This is a genomic window from Vibrio sp. 10N.247.311.14, from assembly GCF_041467715.1.
GTDB classification, from domain to species: Bacteria; Pseudomonadota; Gammaproteobacteria; order Enterobacterales; family Vibrionaceae; genus Vibrio; species Vibrio crassostreae_C.
In genome coordinates, this window is the sequence record NZ_JBFSVE010000025.1 from 1 (window position 1) to 17,393 (window position 17,393).

The 17,393-nt window shown below is 45.8% G+C and carries 12 protein-coding genes and 1 pseudogene; 5 read left to right on the plus strand and 8 right to left on the minus strand.

The annotated features are described in order from the left end of the window. From AB6F11_RS11040 to AB6F11_RS11050, 3 genes and pseudogenes are all read right to left on the minus strand, one after another. Positions 1–73: pseudogene (locus tag AB6F11_RS11040) on the minus strand (helix-turn-helix domain-containing protein); the annotation flags it as partial. Between the two features lie 137 nt (positions 74–210). Beyond that, positions 211–2,820, minus strand: coding sequence for a hybrid sensor histidine kinase/response regulator (locus tag AB6F11_RS11045; RefSeq protein ID WP_102393929.1), 2,610 nt, complete (start codon positions 2,818–2,820; stop codon positions 211–213). Further along, positions 2,813–4,042: an acyl-homoserine-lactone synthase gene (locus tag AB6F11_RS11050; RefSeq protein WP_102393928.1), complete on the minus strand. Its 1,230-nt coding sequence runs from the start codon at positions 4,040–4,042 to the stop codon at positions 2,813–2,815. Before AB6F11_RS11050 ends, AB6F11_RS11045 begins: the two co-directional genes overlap by 8 nt. Positions 4,043–4,709: 667 nt before the next feature. Here AB6F11_RS11050 and AB6F11_RS11055 point away from each other — a divergent pair. Beyond that, the gene (locus AB6F11_RS11055; protein WP_048614685.1) at positions 4,710–5,102 is read left to right on the plus strand and encodes a cystatin domain-containing protein; all 393 of its coding nucleotides are present in this window, start codon (positions 4,710–4,712) and stop codon (positions 5,100–5,102) included. A 104-nt stretch (positions 5,103–5,206) separates the two neighbouring features. Here the strand turns inward: AB6F11_RS11055 and AB6F11_RS11060 are convergent, their stop codons facing one another. Next, a complete protein-coding gene (locus tag AB6F11_RS11060) occupies positions 5,207–5,785 on the minus strand; it encodes a hypothetical protein (RefSeq protein WP_017059982.1) in 579 nt (192 codons plus the stop codon). A gap of 196 nt (positions 5,786–5,981) precedes the next feature. Then, positions 5,982–7,580, minus strand: coding sequence for an isocitrate lyase (locus AB6F11_RS11065; RefSeq protein WP_104216204.1), 1,599 nt, complete (start codon positions 7,578–7,580; stop codon positions 5,982–5,984). 141 nt (positions 7,581–7,721) lie between these two features. Here AB6F11_RS11065 and AB6F11_RS11070 point away from each other — a divergent pair, with 141 nt between their 5' ends. Both AB6F11_RS11070 and AB6F11_RS11075 read left to right on the plus strand, forming a co-directional pair. Further along, a complete protein-coding gene (locus AB6F11_RS11070; protein WP_012600244.1) occupies positions 7,722–8,675 on the plus strand; it encodes a LysR family transcriptional regulator in 954 nt (317 codons plus the stop codon). Between the two features lie 174 nt (positions 8,676–8,849). Continuing rightward, positions 8,850–11,033: a malate synthase G gene (locus tag AB6F11_RS11075; RefSeq protein WP_104216203.1), complete on the plus strand. Its 2,184-nt coding sequence runs from the start codon at positions 8,850–8,852 to the stop codon at positions 11,031–11,033. 210 nt (positions 11,034–11,243) lie between these two features. Here the strand turns inward: AB6F11_RS11075 and AB6F11_RS11080 are convergent, their stop codons facing one another. Then, on the minus strand, positions 11,244–12,671 hold the full coding sequence (locus tag AB6F11_RS11080; RefSeq protein WP_104216202.1) for an NAD-dependent succinate-semialdehyde dehydrogenase: 1,428 nt from the start codon (positions 12,669–12,671) through the stop codon (positions 11,244–11,246). 93 nt (positions 12,672–12,764) lie between these two features. Continuing rightward, the gene (locus AB6F11_RS11085) at positions 12,765–13,553 is read right to left on the minus strand and encodes an IclR family transcriptional regulator (RefSeq protein ID WP_017064281.1); all 789 of its coding nucleotides are present in this window, start codon (positions 13,551–13,553) and stop codon (positions 12,765–12,767) included. Between the two features lie 154 nt (positions 13,554–13,707). On the opposite strand from AB6F11_RS11085, the gene pta reads away from it, so the two are divergent. Beyond that, a complete protein-coding gene (gene pta / locus AB6F11_RS11090; protein ID WP_104216201.1) occupies positions 13,708–14,781 on the plus strand; it encodes a phosphate acetyltransferase in 1,074 nt (357 codons plus the stop codon). Between the two features lie 71 nt (positions 14,782–14,852). After that, positions 14,853–15,620, plus strand: coding sequence for a sulfite exporter TauE/SafE family protein (locus AB6F11_RS11095; RefSeq protein WP_104216200.1), 768 nt, complete (start codon positions 14,853–14,855; stop codon positions 15,618–15,620). A 51-nt stretch (positions 15,621–15,671) separates the two neighbouring features. On the opposite strand, the gene AB6F11_RS11100 is transcribed toward AB6F11_RS11095, so the two are convergent. Then, positions 15,672–17,393 (minus strand): cobaltochelatase CobT-related protein, encoded by a 1,722-nt coding sequence (locus AB6F11_RS11100; protein WP_104216199.1) that lies wholly within the window; start codon positions 17,391–17,393, stop codon positions 15,672–15,674.

Consider the following 17,393-nt stretch of genomic DNA (forward strand, 5'->3'; position numbering starts at 1 on the left):
AATAGAGAGATGACGTGCCATCTAAGTATTGCTTAGCAATGATACATTTTAGCTCACGGCTATATTTGGACATAAAAAGACCCCCAATAATTGGTGTCCAACTATTGGGGGTCAGTTCATGTTCGGCTGGCTTTTTGATAAATAATTAAAACAAAGTGATGAGACAAACAGTAATCAACTGGCTAAATTGCGATTCGTGTTTTCCTGCGTCTACTCTTCATCTTCGGTTTCTTTGGAAGCATTCGACGCCCAGCTTTTTTCAAGCCAGCTATCGAGCACGTGTTGCAGTGCATTCAAAGAGGTTGGTTTCTCTAGGCGACCATCCATCAACTTGCTGATCATATCTAACTCGTGCTGTCCTGATTCGCCAGACAAAGCAATGATTGGCGTTTGAGGTGAGCGTGCCTTGATGATTTGGCTTGCGTCAAAACCATTCATTATCGGCATTTGTACGTCCATTAAGATCAAATCGACCTTGTGTGTTTTGAACTGCTCGACGGCATTCTCACCGTTTTTGGCTTGCAAGCTATTGACACCGAGTCGACTCAGGTACATCTGAACAAGCGTGCGTTGTACTTCTTTATCATCGACGATAAGCACGGTTGGAGCCAAATGGTTCTTTGGGGTTAGCGCACTTGTTGGTTCTGAACTTTGCGTTTCTGCTTGGTTATCTGGCTTAGCTTCAGCGTTGGTTTTGTTTTCAGTTGAAGTTTGATTGTGCTTCCAATCATTGAAGTAAGGCGTACGAAGTGCGTCTGCTTTGGGGGCATTGGGTACCACCGGGAAGTACAGGTGGAACTCAGTAAACTCCCCAAGTTTAGAGTGGCACTCAACTCGGCCGCCAAATGAACGCATTACACGTTGGCAATAGCCAAGCCCTAGGCCGCTACCACCGCTTTTTTGGTAAGAGAAGAAGTCATCAAAGATCTTATGCGTAATGGCTTCGTCAATGCCTGGGCCGGTATCTCGGAATATCAGAACGTTCTCGTAAGGTCCTGTGTTGGTGCTGATCTCAATTTGGCTTTCTGGATAAGAATCAAAGTAATAGATTGCATTGCGTATCAGGTTGAAAATGACGAAGTTGAATAAGGTTTCATTGAGTTTTGCTACAAAATCAGCGTGTTGTGGTAAACGAATGCGTTCAATGATCTTTTCATTCTCAAAACCATAGTGGCTTACGGCTTGATCCACGGCTTTGTGGATAGAGGTCATGGTCACAGGTCCGTGTTCAGGCGTACTGTCACTGACTTCGCGCAGGATGATATCAATCAGTTGTCGCCCGCGTTGAATCGCCGCTTGGCCATTCTCAATATCCTTTAGGATTTGTTTCGCTGGGGCTTGGTTATCAATGTGCTGTTTTAACACCTCAAAATGCAGCTGCACTTGAGCCAGCGGGTTACGCATTTCGTGTGCGATAGAATTAGCTAGAGCGCGACTTTGGCGAATGCGTCTATCGGCTTCAATGGTGCTTTGTACACGAGTTAACAAGGTTTGCAGGGCAGAGATCTCTTCGTTAGAGAACATCTTATCGTTGCTCTTGTGTGACGAGACCAATAAGTGTGTGACCGATTTCCCCTGACCAAATAAAGGCATCACCAAAGCGGTGTCGTTTGAACTCATCTTGTCATACAGGGCTTTAATCGATCGCTTGGCTGGCGCGGTGTAATCAAGCTCCTGAGACAGCTCATCAAACACTAAAACGGACTTGTTGGTAGACAGGTAATCTTCGTAGAAGGTTTCGTTGTAGTTGCTGTTCACCAGACGCAGTTTGTCTTCTGGGATCTGCAGTAGGCTACCTAGTCGACGCATGGCATCATCAATCGACAGCTTAAAATCGTCTTCTAGTGAGAGGATCTGCTGTACTGGCGTTTTCTTGTTTCCGTAGACAAAGAAGGAGGCGTAGTGGCTTACGCGTTTGTAGAGAACATGCCAAGTGATGCCGATAATCGCACAGATTGGGATAGCAACAAGCCATTGACTGTCGTCTGTCAGCGGGATAAATATCGCGCCAAAAGGGATCACCAAAATAGCACAAACCAACATCGCATTTAGGCTCATGTACGCCAGGTATTTCACGCTGTAGAAGCGCGAGGTCAGCAGGGCATAGCCAACGAACAACATTTCACTTATCGACAAAGCTGGTGGCAGCCAAGTGAGCGAGAAATCACGTAAGAAGTAGGTCATGCCTAGGTGGATTGTCGCAGTCGACAGCATGAAGACTAAAATGCCGGCGATCATGTAGTTGGTTTTGGCTAAGGTCAGCTTGCTGCTGTTGGCGCGCATGGCCACAAGGTTGAGTAGTGTCAGCACTACAAAGCTTATCATTCCAATGAAGAAGTACGGCGTATGCGGGCCAAACTCAATCACGAACTGGCTTGGGCCAGCAATGGTGACGTGTTCAACGGTTAACCCCGGACTTAAATTGATAAAGAAGGAGTAGACGGTTAAGGTAACGAAAATGGCTTGTTGCCACACATGAACCTTACCATTACGTTGTTCGGCGGCGAGCTTACACGAGAAGTAATAGGCAAAGGCAAACGCAAAGAAAGAGGCGAGGTTGGCAAACTTTGCGGCGAACACAGCGGCCGAGGCCCCAAGTTCGGGTAATAAGTCGGTATGGAAATAAGCGTTACTACTGATCCACGCAACAATGCAGATCGAGTACGCGATGTAAGGGGCATGGTGTGTCCCCGCGATCACTTCGTTCTTCTGTTTCAGGCGATAGCAGTAATAGAACAACCACATGACAACCACTGCTACGGTTGCAAGCAGGGTGATTGCTTTTGCATAGATGATCGCCTCAAGGCCGAAATCAAACATGTTCATCCTTTTTTACCGAGCTAGTTTTTCCTGCCGAGCATGGATTTTCTAATGACTTTCTACTCTCTCGCACTGCGCGTTTGTAGCTCCGAAAATCGACATTATTGAACGCTTTTACCATCATCTCGAAATTCCAGAACCCACGATAAATTGTTGTGCCATCATCATTTAATTCGCAATACCCAGCATGGAAGTACGCATTGGAATCAATGGTTTGATAAAACTGAAGCATGAAAGGTTGCTCGATAATAGTGAAGCCAATCTTATAGCCTATTTGGTGTAACACACTCATCAGCTCTTTTTGAGCAAGGTAGAGGAAATAGAGCTTTTGTTGGGTATTGCCACTGACTGTCAGACGCAACACTTCACATAGGGCATTTTGATCGGACAATTGTAACTGGAATTGTTGGTCAAATTCTGGGAGAGAGTAACATTTTGACAGTGTAGGCGGTGTGAAAAGTTGTAACCTTGCGAGTTCATCGTAGCCGTAATTGGGTAAACAGTATTGCCATTGCTCATTGCTGAATGGCGGTGCGTAACTTAGCCAAGTGTCATTCTTAGACCAGTCTTGAATCAGCGTAGAGGAAACCAGTGTCGGAAAGCCTTCATCGACTGGATGTTTGAGCAGAATAAAATGCTTACCTGCCTGAGAAAGGTGTAATAAAGGCAGCATCTCAAACCATTTCTCACCCTTGATGAACACCTCAAGATTGCTTAAAGCAATGGCATCGCTGATTGGCATTCCTTGTGGGTGACTCGGTGTTTGTACCAAAAGTGGCTCATGTTCTATCTGTTCGATGATCGCACCGTAATAAGCACTGTCGTTGATAGGGAGGTCGACATGAGAAATGGAGCTTGGATTTAATGGAGATTTTGCTTTGATCGCAGCAATTTCACACTCACACCAGAAATCTAGCCAATGCATATAGCACTGCCCTACGGCCTGCTCTAGAAGAGAAATCTCTGCAGATAGTGTATTTGGATAGCGCAGAATCAGATCGCGGTAGTCCATCACCTCAAACAATACAGAGTAGCTTTTGTTTTGATGCTCTGGGAAAAGCAATTCTAACTGGCTTCTACGATATTCAGTCACGTTTTGAAAAAGCTCAGTGCGCTGTTGTGGCTGATAAGTGCTGATGACGAGCTCTATCAGCGCTCGCTGTTTTATTTCGATAGACAGACTGCTAGCCAACAGTGAGCCTAAAGACGACGTTAATTTCATGTTTAACCTAGCCTAGGTTTATATAATTATTTTTATTTGATCTGCACTATCTATAGGACACTGATTTTAGGTATGTGTTTGAAGTTACGTTACTTTGAGAGAGCCAATCGTAACTTTACTTGTGTCTATGGTGTGAGAAGTAAGTTGCATAATCGGGCGAGATTTTACTACTTGCACTCACCCTTAACAATAAAGATTTGCCATATTTGAATAAATTCACAGGTGAATAAAATACATTATTATCAACAACTTGTAGGGTTGGATCACAGTTTTAAAATCAGACATGATTAAGCCGAGCATAAACTTTTGGATTTATAAAATAATTTCAAATATCTATTTTTTGAACCAATATCATAATCCACATCAAGATGAGCTCATCTTATCAATCGTGGCAGGAATGTTTTTGGTGTTAAATATGTAATTAACTGATTGATTGTATCTTTCTTATATTCGCTTATTCCTTCGCTACCCATTTTAATGATTTAAATATCAGGTGGATAAACGCAGGGCTCCAGTGCTCGGTTTGTTTTCCTGACAATCTCCTGTGTTTATAGACCAGTTACACCATAATCTCTGATGAAGTGATGACATTCGAGGTTTAAGCTTGCCTGCATATGAAACATTATTGCGAGTAATCCCTCGTAAATGATTGAGGTAGAGAGAATTTATGAAGAAAGTACGATTAACATCATTACTTGGAATAGCAACCTTGTTTAGTGTTGTGGCGTTAGCTGGGTGTAGTCAGAAATCAGAGGTACCAACTCAACCACAAGAGAATGCGAACCCTATCTGCAGCACTAAAAACCTGACGGGTGGTTGGTCGCAAAGTGAGATCACACCGGAAGCTAAGCAAGCTTTAAATGCAGTTCTTGGCCAAATGAACACTTCAGCTGAGCTCAAACAGATCCTTAGTGTTCGAACTCAGGTTGTCGCGGGTTTGAATTACGCTATTGAGTTTGAAATGGATAATGGTGAAGTGTGGAACACCATCGTTTACCGTTCTCTACAAGGTGACATCGAAATGACGCAACCTGCACAGAAAGGTCTTCTGTGCTCATAGCCTAGATGCGCCAGTGTCTTGTGAGATAGGCTGATAACAAATAAAAATGGCTCCGTGTTGGGAGCCATTTTTGTTTTTAAGAAGACTGATCCACTGAACGATTTTTAATCGGCCAGCTCGGGCTCAGCTAACTCCTGAACACAAGCGCGGCTGATGTCTTCATCAATGTAGGCCATACCAAGTTTATTGAGGTAGTCCATGCGATCGGCAGTGCGAAGCTCGATGTCTGGGCCTGCAATGTTATTGGCTTGATAAATTTCAGTGAGGTGAGACATGAATTGCTCGCCCACACTCATCATCAATAGACTCATTGCGCCTACGTCCGGTCTTACTTTGGTGCGTTGCTTTTCAGATAGGTTTACCGCTAGTACGATAGGTTGTTCTTCACCTTCGAATCGAACGCCTCGCTCACGAACGGTTTGTTGAGCCCAGTAGTACGCCAGTTCTTTACTCTGAGTGAGAAACACTGGCTCAACCGATTCGGTATAGTTGTTGCCGATGGTTGCCATAGTTTTTGAAGCTGCTTCGTTGAGCGCTTTGTCTCCAGAACGTTTTAAACCTTGGCCTTGAATCGAAGCCAATAAAGCTGAAGATGTGCCGTGATACCAAGTATCACCCGTCGCGAAACCATTCTCTGATAACAGTGTTTTTGCATCTTGTAGGTGTGTAGGTATTGAAGTCATAGGCACTCTCAACAAATAGGAATCTGAACAAATATGTATACAGTTAGCTTAAACAGAAGTTGTTCGGTTAACCGTGGTGTGGAACACAAATCTGAGGCTTTGAGATAAAGCTGGCAGTACAAGCTTTATCTCAAAGCCTTCCCCCGGATCTTACCTAAGTAAGAGAGAAGGACGGGGGAGGCTTTAGCGTTAGCGATTAATCAAATTGGTTCGATGTATTCGCTTCACCTGCAGCTTTTAGTGCGTTCTCACCAGCAAAGTACTCTTTGTGGTCATCACCCATGTCAGAACCAGACATGTTTTGGTGTTTAACACATGCGATGCCTTGGCGGATTTCTTTACGCTGAACATTCGCAACGTAACCTAACATGCCTTGGTCGCCGAAGTACTCTTTCGCTAGGTTGTCAGTAGACAGCGCAGCAGTGTGGTAAGTCGGTAGCGTAATCAAGTGGTGGAAAATACCCGCTTCACGTGATGCGTCTGCTTGGAATGTACGGATCTTCTCGTCAGCGCTTGCAGACAGTTCAGTTTCATCGTATTCCGCGCTCATTAGGCTTGCACGGTCGTAAGCTGAAACATCTTTACCTTCTGCTACCATCGCATCGTAAGCTTGCTGACGGAAGTTTAGCGTCCAGTTGAATGATGGAGAGTTGTTGTAAACCAGTTTCGCATTAGGGTGTACTTCACGTACGCCGTCCATCATCTCTTTGATTTGACCGATGTGTGGTTTCTCAGTCTCAATCCAAAGTAGGTCAGCACCTGCATTGATTGCTTCGATACAGTCAAATACACAACGATCTTCACCAGTACCTTGGCGGAATTGGTATAAACCTGAAGGTAGACGCTTAGGTCGAACTAGCTTGCCGTCACGGTTGAAACAAACATCGCCTTCAGCCATATCAGCAACATCAATCTCTTCAACATCTAGGTATGAGTTGTAGATGTCACCTTGGTCGCCCGGCTCTTTCACTACGGCGATTTCTTTTGTTAGGCCAGCACCTTGTGAATCGGTACGAGCAACGATGATGCCGTTGTCGATGCCTAGCTCAAGGAAAGCGTAACGAAGCGCACGAAGTTTTGCGTGGAAGTCAGCGTGTGGAACCGTTACTTTGCCGTCTTGGTGACCACATTGTTTCTCATCGGCTACTTGGTTTTCGATTTGTAGACAACAAGCTCCCGCTTCAATCATCTGCTTAGCCATTAGGTAAGTCGCTTCTGCGTTACCGAAACCAGCATCGATATCGGCAATGATTGGCACTACGTGTGTCACGTGGTTGTCGATTTTGTCTTGAATACGGTCTTGTAGGTTCACATCGCCTGCTTCACGCGCAGCGTCTAGCTCACGGAATAAACCACCCAGTTCACGAGCATCGGCTTGGCGTAGGAATGTGTATAGCTCTTCTACTAGGCCAGCAACGGATGTTTTCTCATGCATAGATTGGTCTGGAAGTGGACCAAAGTCCGAGCGAAGTGCTGCAACCATCCAACCTGAAAGGTATAGGTAGCGTCGGTCTGTCTTGCCATCAAAGTGCTTCTTAATAGAAATCAGCTTTTGTTGACCGATAAAACCATGCCAGCAACCTAAAGATTGAGTGTATTGAGAGCTGTCTTTGTCGTAAGCCTCCATATCCGCACGCATGATATCTGCTGTGTATTGCGCGATATCCAGACCTGTTTTGAATTTGTTTTGAGCTCGCATACGAGCAGCAGATTCAGGGTTAATTGCATCCCATGGAGCACCAGCAGCGCTTTTTGCAACTTCAATCATTTCGATATCTTGTGTAATTTGCGACATAACTATTCCTTAGTTTCACGTGGACATGTTGGCCAATTTGGCGAGGTCATTTGATTTGGATTAAATCTAACCATGGACAAATAATAATCATGTATGTGATAATTTTGTTAATTTATAGTTATTATATTCGGTATTTTTCTTATGAATATTGCTCGTATAGACCTTAATTTACTTGTGTATTTAGACATGTTGCTACGTGAGAGAAACGTTACACGAGCAGCAAATCAATTGGGTATTACTCAGCCTGCCATGAGTAATGGCCTTCGCCGATTGCGTGATCTGTTTGAAGACCCGCTATTAGTAAGAACAAGTGAAGGGATGATACCGACCGAACGCGCGCATAAGTTGCAGCCACTGATTCGAAACATCTTGGCGAATGTAGAGAAGACACTGCAACCGACCACAGAGTTTAATGCAGAAGACAGTGAACGCGTGTTTCGTATCATGGCGAGTGACTATGCAGAGTCGACCATTATTCAACCTCTTCTGAAAAGGTTAAGTGAGATAGCACCGAAAATACGACTGGATATCATGACGCCAAGTGACGTGAGTTATCAGGATGTAGAGCAAGGTACCGTTGATATAATTATCAACCGATTTGACGATATTCCTCAGTCGTTTCACCAGATGAGCCTCTGGCACGACGGGTTTTCTTGCCTATTTAGTTGTGACAACCCGATCGCCGACAACTTCGATATTTTGTCTTATTTAAAGGCACAACATATTTGGGTAAGTAAGACAGGTATGGGAACGGGAGTGGGAATAAACCCAAGTGAAGCACAAAAGCTTGGTTGGATAGATGAGGCATTAATGCGCATCGGTAAAACCCGTAACATCACGGTGTTTACTCGACACTATTTGTCGGCGATTCTCTTCGCTCAGCAGAAGAACCTTATCCTGACTATTCCTACCAAAGCAGCTCAACTGCAGCGCAATAACCCTAGATTGTTGATCAAGCCTGCGCCATTTGCGATTGAACCCTTTGAGGTGAAGATGGCATGGAGTCCATTGTTGCAAACCAATCCCGATCACCAGTGGATGCGTCGCTTGATTAAAAGTGTCGCCAATGAAATCGAGAGTGGAGTGACGGAATAACACAGTTTGTAGGGTATTTTTTTTGTGAATATCCAGTATAACTGGCATAAATTAGCTAAATTTATGTCCGTTGCGTAAGTTTAATCTAGTAACGTAAATTTGAGCTAGTAACGTAAATTTAAACCAGTTACGTAGATTTAATGAGTAGTCATCAGTTAGTTTGAGAGAGATTTTATGAGCAGTCGTATTCAACAGGGAAGCTTGAACATTGATAGCACCCTCTACCAATTAATTAATGAGCAGGTCATTCCTGGAACAGGCATTGTCGCTGAAGACTTTTGGCAATCATTTTCAACTATCCTTGAAGACTTGGCTCCCAAGAACCGCGCACTGCTTATCAAGCGTGAAGATCTTCAACATCAAATTGACGTTTGGCACCAAGAGCGTGCGGGACAAACGCTAGATGCGGCCGAGTACAAACAGTTCTTACAGCAAATTGGCTACCTCGTTCCTGAGGGTGATGACTTTCAAGTAACTACTGCCAGCGTTGAGCCTGAAATTGCAACACAAGCGGGTCCGCAGCTTGTTGTACCTATTATGAATGCACGTTTTGCACTTAACGCGGCTAATGCGCGTTGGGGCAGTTTATACGATGCGCTCTACGGAACCGATGTCATCAGTGAAAGTGACGGCGCGGAAAAGGGAGGAAGCTTTAACCCGGTACGCGGTGCTAAAGTGGTGAGCTACGCTCGAGGTTTCCTTGATGATGCTGCACCTCTCAACGGTGTCTCTCATAAAGACGTCGCCAAATACAGCATCAGCAACGTCAGCATTGGCAATACACTGACAGCGACCTTAGATAACGGCGAAGAAGTCACTCTGATTGATCGCAACCAGTTCATTGGTTATCAAGGTGATGCGAGTGCCCCTTCAAGTATTCTGCTGAAACACAATAATTTACATATCGAAATTCAAATTGACCCAAGCGCACCGATTGGTAGCGTCGATGTAGCTGGCATTAAAGATGTGTTGGTAGAATCGGCTCTCACCACCATTATGGATTGTGAAGATTCGGTAGCAGCGGTTGATGGTGAAGACAAAGCATTGGCTTACCGTAACTGGTTAGGCTTGATGAAAGGTGACTTACAAGAGTCGCTAGAGAAAAACGGCAAAACCATCGTTCGTAACCTAAATCCCGATCGTCAATACACCAGTGTGACGGGAGGCGAGATCTCGCTGAAAGGTCGCAGCATGTTGTTCATCCGCAACGTGGGCCATCTGATGACCAACCCTGCCATTATTGATGCTCAAGGTAATGAAGTGCCTGAAGGTATCATGGATGGCATGATCACTTCGCTAATCGCGATGCATGATTTAAAAGGCAACAGCGCGTACCAAAACTCGACCGCGAACAGCATCAATATAGTTAAACCTAAGATGCATGGTCCTGAAGAAGTCGCCTTCACCAATGAACTGTTTGGCCGTATTGAAGATGCATTAGGGCTAGATCGATTCACGATCAAAGTCGGCATCATGGACGAAGAGCGTCGTACTTCGGTTAACCTTAAAGAATGTATTCGTGCGGCTAAAGATCGTGTTGTGTTCATCAACACAGGGTTCTTAGACCGAACGGGTGATGAGATTCACACCAGTATGGAAGCAGGACCATTCGCTCCTAAAACACAGCTGAAAACCATGACTTGGATTGGCGCATACGAAGATCAGAACGTTGATCTTGGCTTAGCTTGTGGCCTGCAAGGTAAAGCCCAGATTGGTAAAGGTATGTGGCCAGAGCCAGACAATATGGCGAAGATGATGGACGCGAAAATCGGACATCCTCAAGCGGGCGCAAATACTGCTTGGGTTCCTTCTCCAACTGCCGCGACTTTGCATGCTCTGCACTATCATAAGGTGAGTGTACCAAGTCGTCAGAAAGAGCTTCGTGAGCGAGTGAGAGCAAATGTCGATGATATTCTTACTATCCCGTTACTGGGCGATCAAAAGCTTACCGCGCAAGATATTCAAAGTGAACTGGATAACAACACCCAAGGTATTTTGGGTTATGTGGTTCGTTGGATTGACCAAGGCGTTGGTTGTTCGAAGGTACCTGATATTAACGATGTAGGGTTAATGGAAGACCGAGCGACGCTGCGTATTTCAAGCCAGCATATTGCGAACTGGTTACGTCACGGCATTTGCGAGGAAGCTCAGGTAATGAAAACCATGAAGCGTATGGCCGCAGTGGTGGATGAGCAAAACGCTGGCGACCCGAGTTACCGTAACATGGCGCCTGATTTTGAAAACAGCATTGCATTTTCAGCGGCGTGTCAGTTGGTATTCGAAGGCTGTGCTCAGCCGAGCGGTTACACCGAGCCAGTGCTGCACGCGATGCGTCTAAAACTGAAAGCGCAGGGATAGTGAAGCAACCGAATAACAAAAACAGAGAATGTAAAATACTAAAAAAAGAAACCCCCTTTAACCGAGCCCAAGGTGCCGCGCTTTTATAGCGCGGCTTTTTTTTGATTCATTTTTGTGGTGGGAAGGGGGGAGAATGGGGCAGGTTAGTGCTCACTAAGACTTAATTATTTCCGAGCCCTAATCACTGCCAGAACTTAGTTACTACCAACCTTATTTTCCGCCAAAGCAAAGATACTTAATGTCCATGTACTCATCGATGCCTTCTTTCGCACCTTCACGGCCAATACCTGATTGTTTCACACCACCGAAAGGCGCGACTTCGGTTGAGATTAGACCATCATTAATGCCGACCATACCGTACTCAAGCGCTTCTGCAATGTTCCACACTCGGTGGATGTTCTGACTGTAGAAGTAAGACGCCAAACCATAAATCGTATCGTTGGCCATCTCGATAAGCTCTTCGTCCGTGTCGAATTTCATCACGGGCGCGACTGGGCCAAAGATCTCTTGTTGAACGATGTCCATGCTGTGTTTTACATCTTTAAGAACAACAGGTTGAATGAAAAGCCCATTAAGTTCCTGAGTTGGCGTGACAGGCGTGGCACCTTGTTCAATCGCTCGGTTTACCAAAGCTTGGATGTTGTTCTTTGCGTTCAGGCTGACAACAGGGCCAATCGTGACACCTTCATCTAAGCCGTTACCAATCTTAAGCTGCTGAACGGCTTGATCAAATTTAGCCACAAACTCATCGTACACTTTACTGTGAACGTAGAATCGGTTTGCACAGACACATGTTTGACCTGCATTACGGAACTTCGACGCCATTGCCCCTTGAACGGCTGCATCGATGTCGGCATCGTCAAACACAATAAATGGTGCGTTACCGCCAAGTTCCATTGAGGTGCGTTTGATGCCTTTTGCTGCTTGAGCCATCAAAATACTGCCCACACGGGTCGACCCAGTGAAAGAGATTTTTTTGATAAGCGGATGCGAAGTGAATAGGTTGCCCACTTGTTCAGGGCTTTCACCAAGCACCACTTGAAGTAGATCTTTAGGGATACCCGCTTGATAAGCCAGTTCAACCACAGCAAACGCAGAAAGCGGTGTCTCATCCGAAGGTTTCACGACAAAGCTACAACCCGCAGCTAAGGCAGGAGCCGCTTTACGAGTGATCATTGCAATCGGGAAGTTCCATGGCGTAATCGCACATGCGACACCAATAGGCTGCTTGATGGTCACCAAGCGTTTGCCAGCGACTGTGCTAGGAATGGAATCACCATAAGTGCGCTTTGCTTCTTCTGCAAACCACTCAATGAAGCTCGCGCCATACACCACTTCGCCTGTCGCTTCGGCTAACGGCTTACCCTGTTCCATTGTCATGATTCGAGCAAGGTCATCTTTGTTTTCAAAGATCAGCTGGTGCCAGCGATGAAGCAGTGCAGCACGAGATTTAGCAGGAATTTTTGCCCACTCTTTCTGTGCTAAATGAGCTCGTTCAATCGCGCTCGCTAACTCTGTTTTTGATGATACCGGTGCGTGCCCGATGAGTTCACCCGTTGCTGGATTGGTCACGGCAACCGCGTTATTCGCTTCTGTCACCATAAAAGAGAGTAAGCGCTGGTTATTAATTTCTAGCATGTGATTCCTTCTTGATGATTACTTAACACGTGTTGGTGCTGTTATTGAGTTGATGTCTATGCAGTGCTGATGATTCGCTTTAGCCTGCCAAGGTTATTCTTGCGCCCAGTTGTCTGCTTCTATCTTCGCCAGCGCTTTTGCTGCTTTTTGAAGTGCGGGCAAGAATTTTATTGCTTCGTCCGGTTTCACTCGAATCACAGGTGCTTGTATCGCTAGGCCTAGGTTTGATTGACCTGTTGGTGAGGGTATCAGCACAGCGATACAGACTAAGCCTGGCAAAAACTCTTCATCATCAATAGCAAAACCTTGGATTTTCGCTTCTTCGATGTCTTTCTCTAGAGTCGAATAGTCGGTAATCGTGTTCACGGTGTATTGAGTCAGCGGCACGTTTTCAATTAATCGTCTGCGCTGCGACTTAGACATGTGTGCTAAAAACAGTTTGCCGGTAGCCGAGCAGTGCACGGGAACGCGAGAGCCGGGGTGCAGGTGAAAGCGAAGGGGGGCTTCAGTTTCGGCACGATCGAGATAGATGATTTCGCCACTTGAAAGAGCGGTCAGGTTACAACTCTCACCGACTTCTGCTCTCAGGTTCTCAAGGATAGTGCGTCGCGCGCTGTGCATGGTGCTATTCAAAAGTAGGTTTTCGGCAAGTTTTCTGAGTCGAATACCTGAGCTGTAGTGCTTTTCGTCGCCATCTCTTTGAATGATGCCCGCCGCTTCTAACTGTTGAAGCATTCGGTGCAGCGTGGGTTTTGGCAATCCGGTCTCTTCGACTAAACCTTGCAGAGAAATAAACTCGTCTTTTTGCGCTATCACCTCTAATAGTGCAAAAAGTCGGAGGGTCGGTGTATCCCCTTGAACTTGCGGTGTTTCTGTTTGCATACAGTGATTCATCCTTGCGATATGTCTATGCCTAAGAGTGTACATACCAAATCATTATTCTTCAATTATCTGAATAAAATTTGACCTTTTTTGTTATTCCAATAATATAAATATAAATTATGGAACAATTAATCTCAATAAATGGAATTTAAAGATGAAGGCGATTGAACGGATTATTGATAAAGCTCATTTAGATCGTAAGCGTGTTGTTTTGAGTGAAGCGGAGGACCCGCGAGTGCTAGCTGCTGCAAGAATGGCAATCGACAAACGGCTCGCTCACATCACACTCGTGGGCGATGAATCGGCGATCATCGCTGCTGCAGAACTGCATCACATTAACCTGGCTGGCATTCATATTGTTTCTCCTCAGGCGTCGTCACTCAAAGAGGTGCTCGCTGAGCGGCTGTATACATTAAGAAAAGCCAAAGGCATGACTTATGATGACGCTCTAGAGCTGGTTCAAGATCCACTTGTTTTTGCCAATCTGATGGTCAGAGAGGGGCTGGTGGATGGTACAGTTAATGGTGCGGTTTATACCACGTCTGATGTGGTGCGAGCTGCGCTTCAGATTATCGGCCCCGCGCCAGACAGTGAATTGGTATCCAGTTTCTTTCTGATGATGTTGTGTGAGCCTTTCCATAATCTTAAAGGCGGCATGATTTTCAGTGACTGTGGTTTGGTGATTAACCCCAATGAAACCGAGCTAGCATCGATTGCCGTAGCCGCATCAATCAGTGCTCAAACGCTACTGATGGAAGAACCTAAAGTCGCAATGCTGTCTTTTTCGACCAACGGCAGTGCCAAGCACGAATCGGTCGATAAGGTTCGTAATGCGGCTCAACTCGTAAAACAACGTTGTCCCGGAATCGCCGTCGATCAGGATGTTCAACTCGATGCCGCGATTGTGACTGAGATTGCCGCGAAAAAGCTGCCAGATTCAGAGGTGAAAGGTCAATCGAACGTGTTGATATTTCCCAATTTAGAAGCAGGTAATATTGGTTATAAGCTTGCGGAAAGGTTAGGCGGGGCAGTTGCGATTGGTCCACTGTTACAAGGGTTGAATCAACCTGCGAATGACTTATCAAGAGGGTGTTGCGCACAAGACATCTTTAATGTGATCGCGGTGACCGCGGTACAAGCGCAGCAAGGGAAAGTGTCTGACTCTAAGGCTGATACTGAAGCTGAGGTTGAAGAAAGAGAAGAGTCGGAGTTTGAATTCCGGTATTAACACTCGTTGCTTAAACTAATGCGGAATCTTGCACTCATATTTACCCCCAAATAACCTAATTAGGATAGCTAATGGAGTTACCTGTTTTACTCGCCATTCTTACCACTATTGCGGTGGGTACCTATTTTCAAACTGTCACCGGATTTGGCCTCGGTATCATCGTGATTGGTTTAACGGTCAGCCTTAATTTGGTATCCCTACCCGTTATAGCCGCTGTGGTCAGTATTGTGACCTTGTTCAATTGCTTGGTGGCGTTGATGGGTAAGCCACTGCTTGGGGAACTCAAGATTCTGGTGGTGTTAGTCATCGGTATTATTCCCGGCGTATCGATGGGCGTGTACTTGCTGGACGCGTTGAGCGAGTCGGCAACCCAAATCCTACGAGGGCTATTGGGTGCCATGGTGTTGTTCGCTGGTTTGAGCTTTATGTTTAAACCTAAAACTAGAACGGTCCGTTCGACAACCGTATCTTTCCTTGTCTCAGGATTTAGCTCTGGGTTAGCGGGGGGATTATTTGGGATGGCAGGTCCACCGATTGTTTATCATCTCTATCGGCAACCTTTTTCGCTCGATCTGGTGCGAAGCACACTGCTGATGGTTTTCGCTTGTACGTCGATGTCCCGTACGGTCAATGTCTATGCGGCGGGCGACATGGAACAGAGCATATTGTGGTTATCCGCTATTGCTGTTCCTCTGGTGGCGCTTGTCACAATGTTTGCTCGGCGTTTCCCACCGCCGTTGTCTAATGATCAACTCAGAAAGCTGGTGTTTACGGTGTTAATGCTGATAGGCGGATATTTGATGGCTGTCTCTGCATGGTCGTTGTTTGGCTCCTCGTAAAACCATTCTCGACAAAGGAGGCTAGTGATTCGCTAGCCTAAGCTTCCCTGTTTAAACACGCTTTAGCATCTCAAATATGCTCCTAGATAGCCCAAACAAGCAGCTCTCTTGTACATCTAACGTGATGTTGCTGCGATAGTACGGGCTCAAATCCACTCCCATTCCCACACCATGAATCTCAATACCGTTTTTGGTCGACTCACGTTCAATCACCTGTTTGAGATGGTTATCTAAATAGAACTGATCGTTGGCGGTACTGGTAGCGGTATCCATCGGGCAGCCGTCTGAGAACACAATCAAAACCTTTCGCTGGGCGGTGTGCTGCTGCAATCGATGACTCGCGAACTGAACCGCTTCGCCATCAATCCCTTCTTTAAAGATGTCGGCTTTACGAAGACTCGCAATGCCAAGTCGAGAACGTCTCCAATGGGTATCAAAATCCTTAAACACGATGTGCCGAACTTCGTTTAAGCGGCCCGGGTGCTTTGGTTGGCCTTGTTTAAGCCACTGCCGATAGACCTTGCCACCGTTCCAGTTATTGGTCGTAAAGCCAATAATCTCGAAAGGGATGTTGGCCAGTCCAACGGATTTGAGAATTGTATCAATCAGTAGGCTTAGCTTGTGACTGTGCTTTTGCATTGAGCCAGAGCAGTCCATCAAAAATGTGGTGGCACATTGATGAGATGTACCGATGTCAGGTTGATAAAAGACAGTGCTATCCAATGGCGATGTGACGAGCTTGGTGATGGTGGTGGCGTTAACAATGCCTTCTTCTAAATGATCCTGACGTCGGTTCCTTTGTGGCGTGGCAACAAAGCTGGTGAGTATAGCGGCCAAGCGGCGAGTGTTTACTTGTCTCGCCATGATGTCATCGGTGAGCTTTTGTCTCAGTTCGAGTAATAGATCGCGCCTGACGAGTTTGTCTGCCGCTATCACTTGATCAAATTCTGAATTAAAGACCTGATAATTGGCGCCCGACAACTCGAATACCTTGCTACTGCCTGTGATGTCGGTATCGACGTCTTGATCTTGAATGTCACCATCAACAATCAAGGCAAGCTGTGCAAGGATCTTGATGTCTTCTTCAACCGTTGGTGTCGGCGAATTATTACTCTCTTGTTCTTGGTTGATGAGCTCTTGTGCTAAAGAGGCCAGTTCGCTGGCGCAATTAGCAAACTGTTGTTGGTCGCATCTATGTTCCTTCAAGCGCTTTAGACAGTTGCCGAAAATAGGCACTATGCCTGCCCGAGTTGATTCAATGGTTTCAGCGATGGGCTCTGAGACTGGGACACCTGTTAATCGAGTGTGGATGACTTGCATTAATGTGAATAACAAAATACCAACGCGGGATTCAGTAAAGCCATTTTGATGATATTGATCGCTCCAATACGCAAAGTTGAATTGGATGCTAGTGGTCACGCCTTTTAGATAAGGCGGGACTTGAGATTCAATCCGTACCTGTTCGCAGAAGTCGTAAAGCAGACGTTCGACTTCGTTTTTCGGTCGCAATGAATAATGGAGGTCAGTGTCTGAAAGCAATAGTCGTAGTGCCGATGAATCGATCTTGCCTTGCATCGAAAGCTTGCTGTTTTTCAACTCATGGCGAGAAACAAAGGTGAGATCGTTAGTATGTGCAGACTGATAATAGCAGGGGCTATTGCCGTTATAGAGACGCTCTCCCCGATAATTCAGGTCCAGCTCACCACTGATCGCTCTAGCGACAGACACACCAAGGTCGAGGATCTTTTTCTGCTGAGAAGAAACATTGGCCAT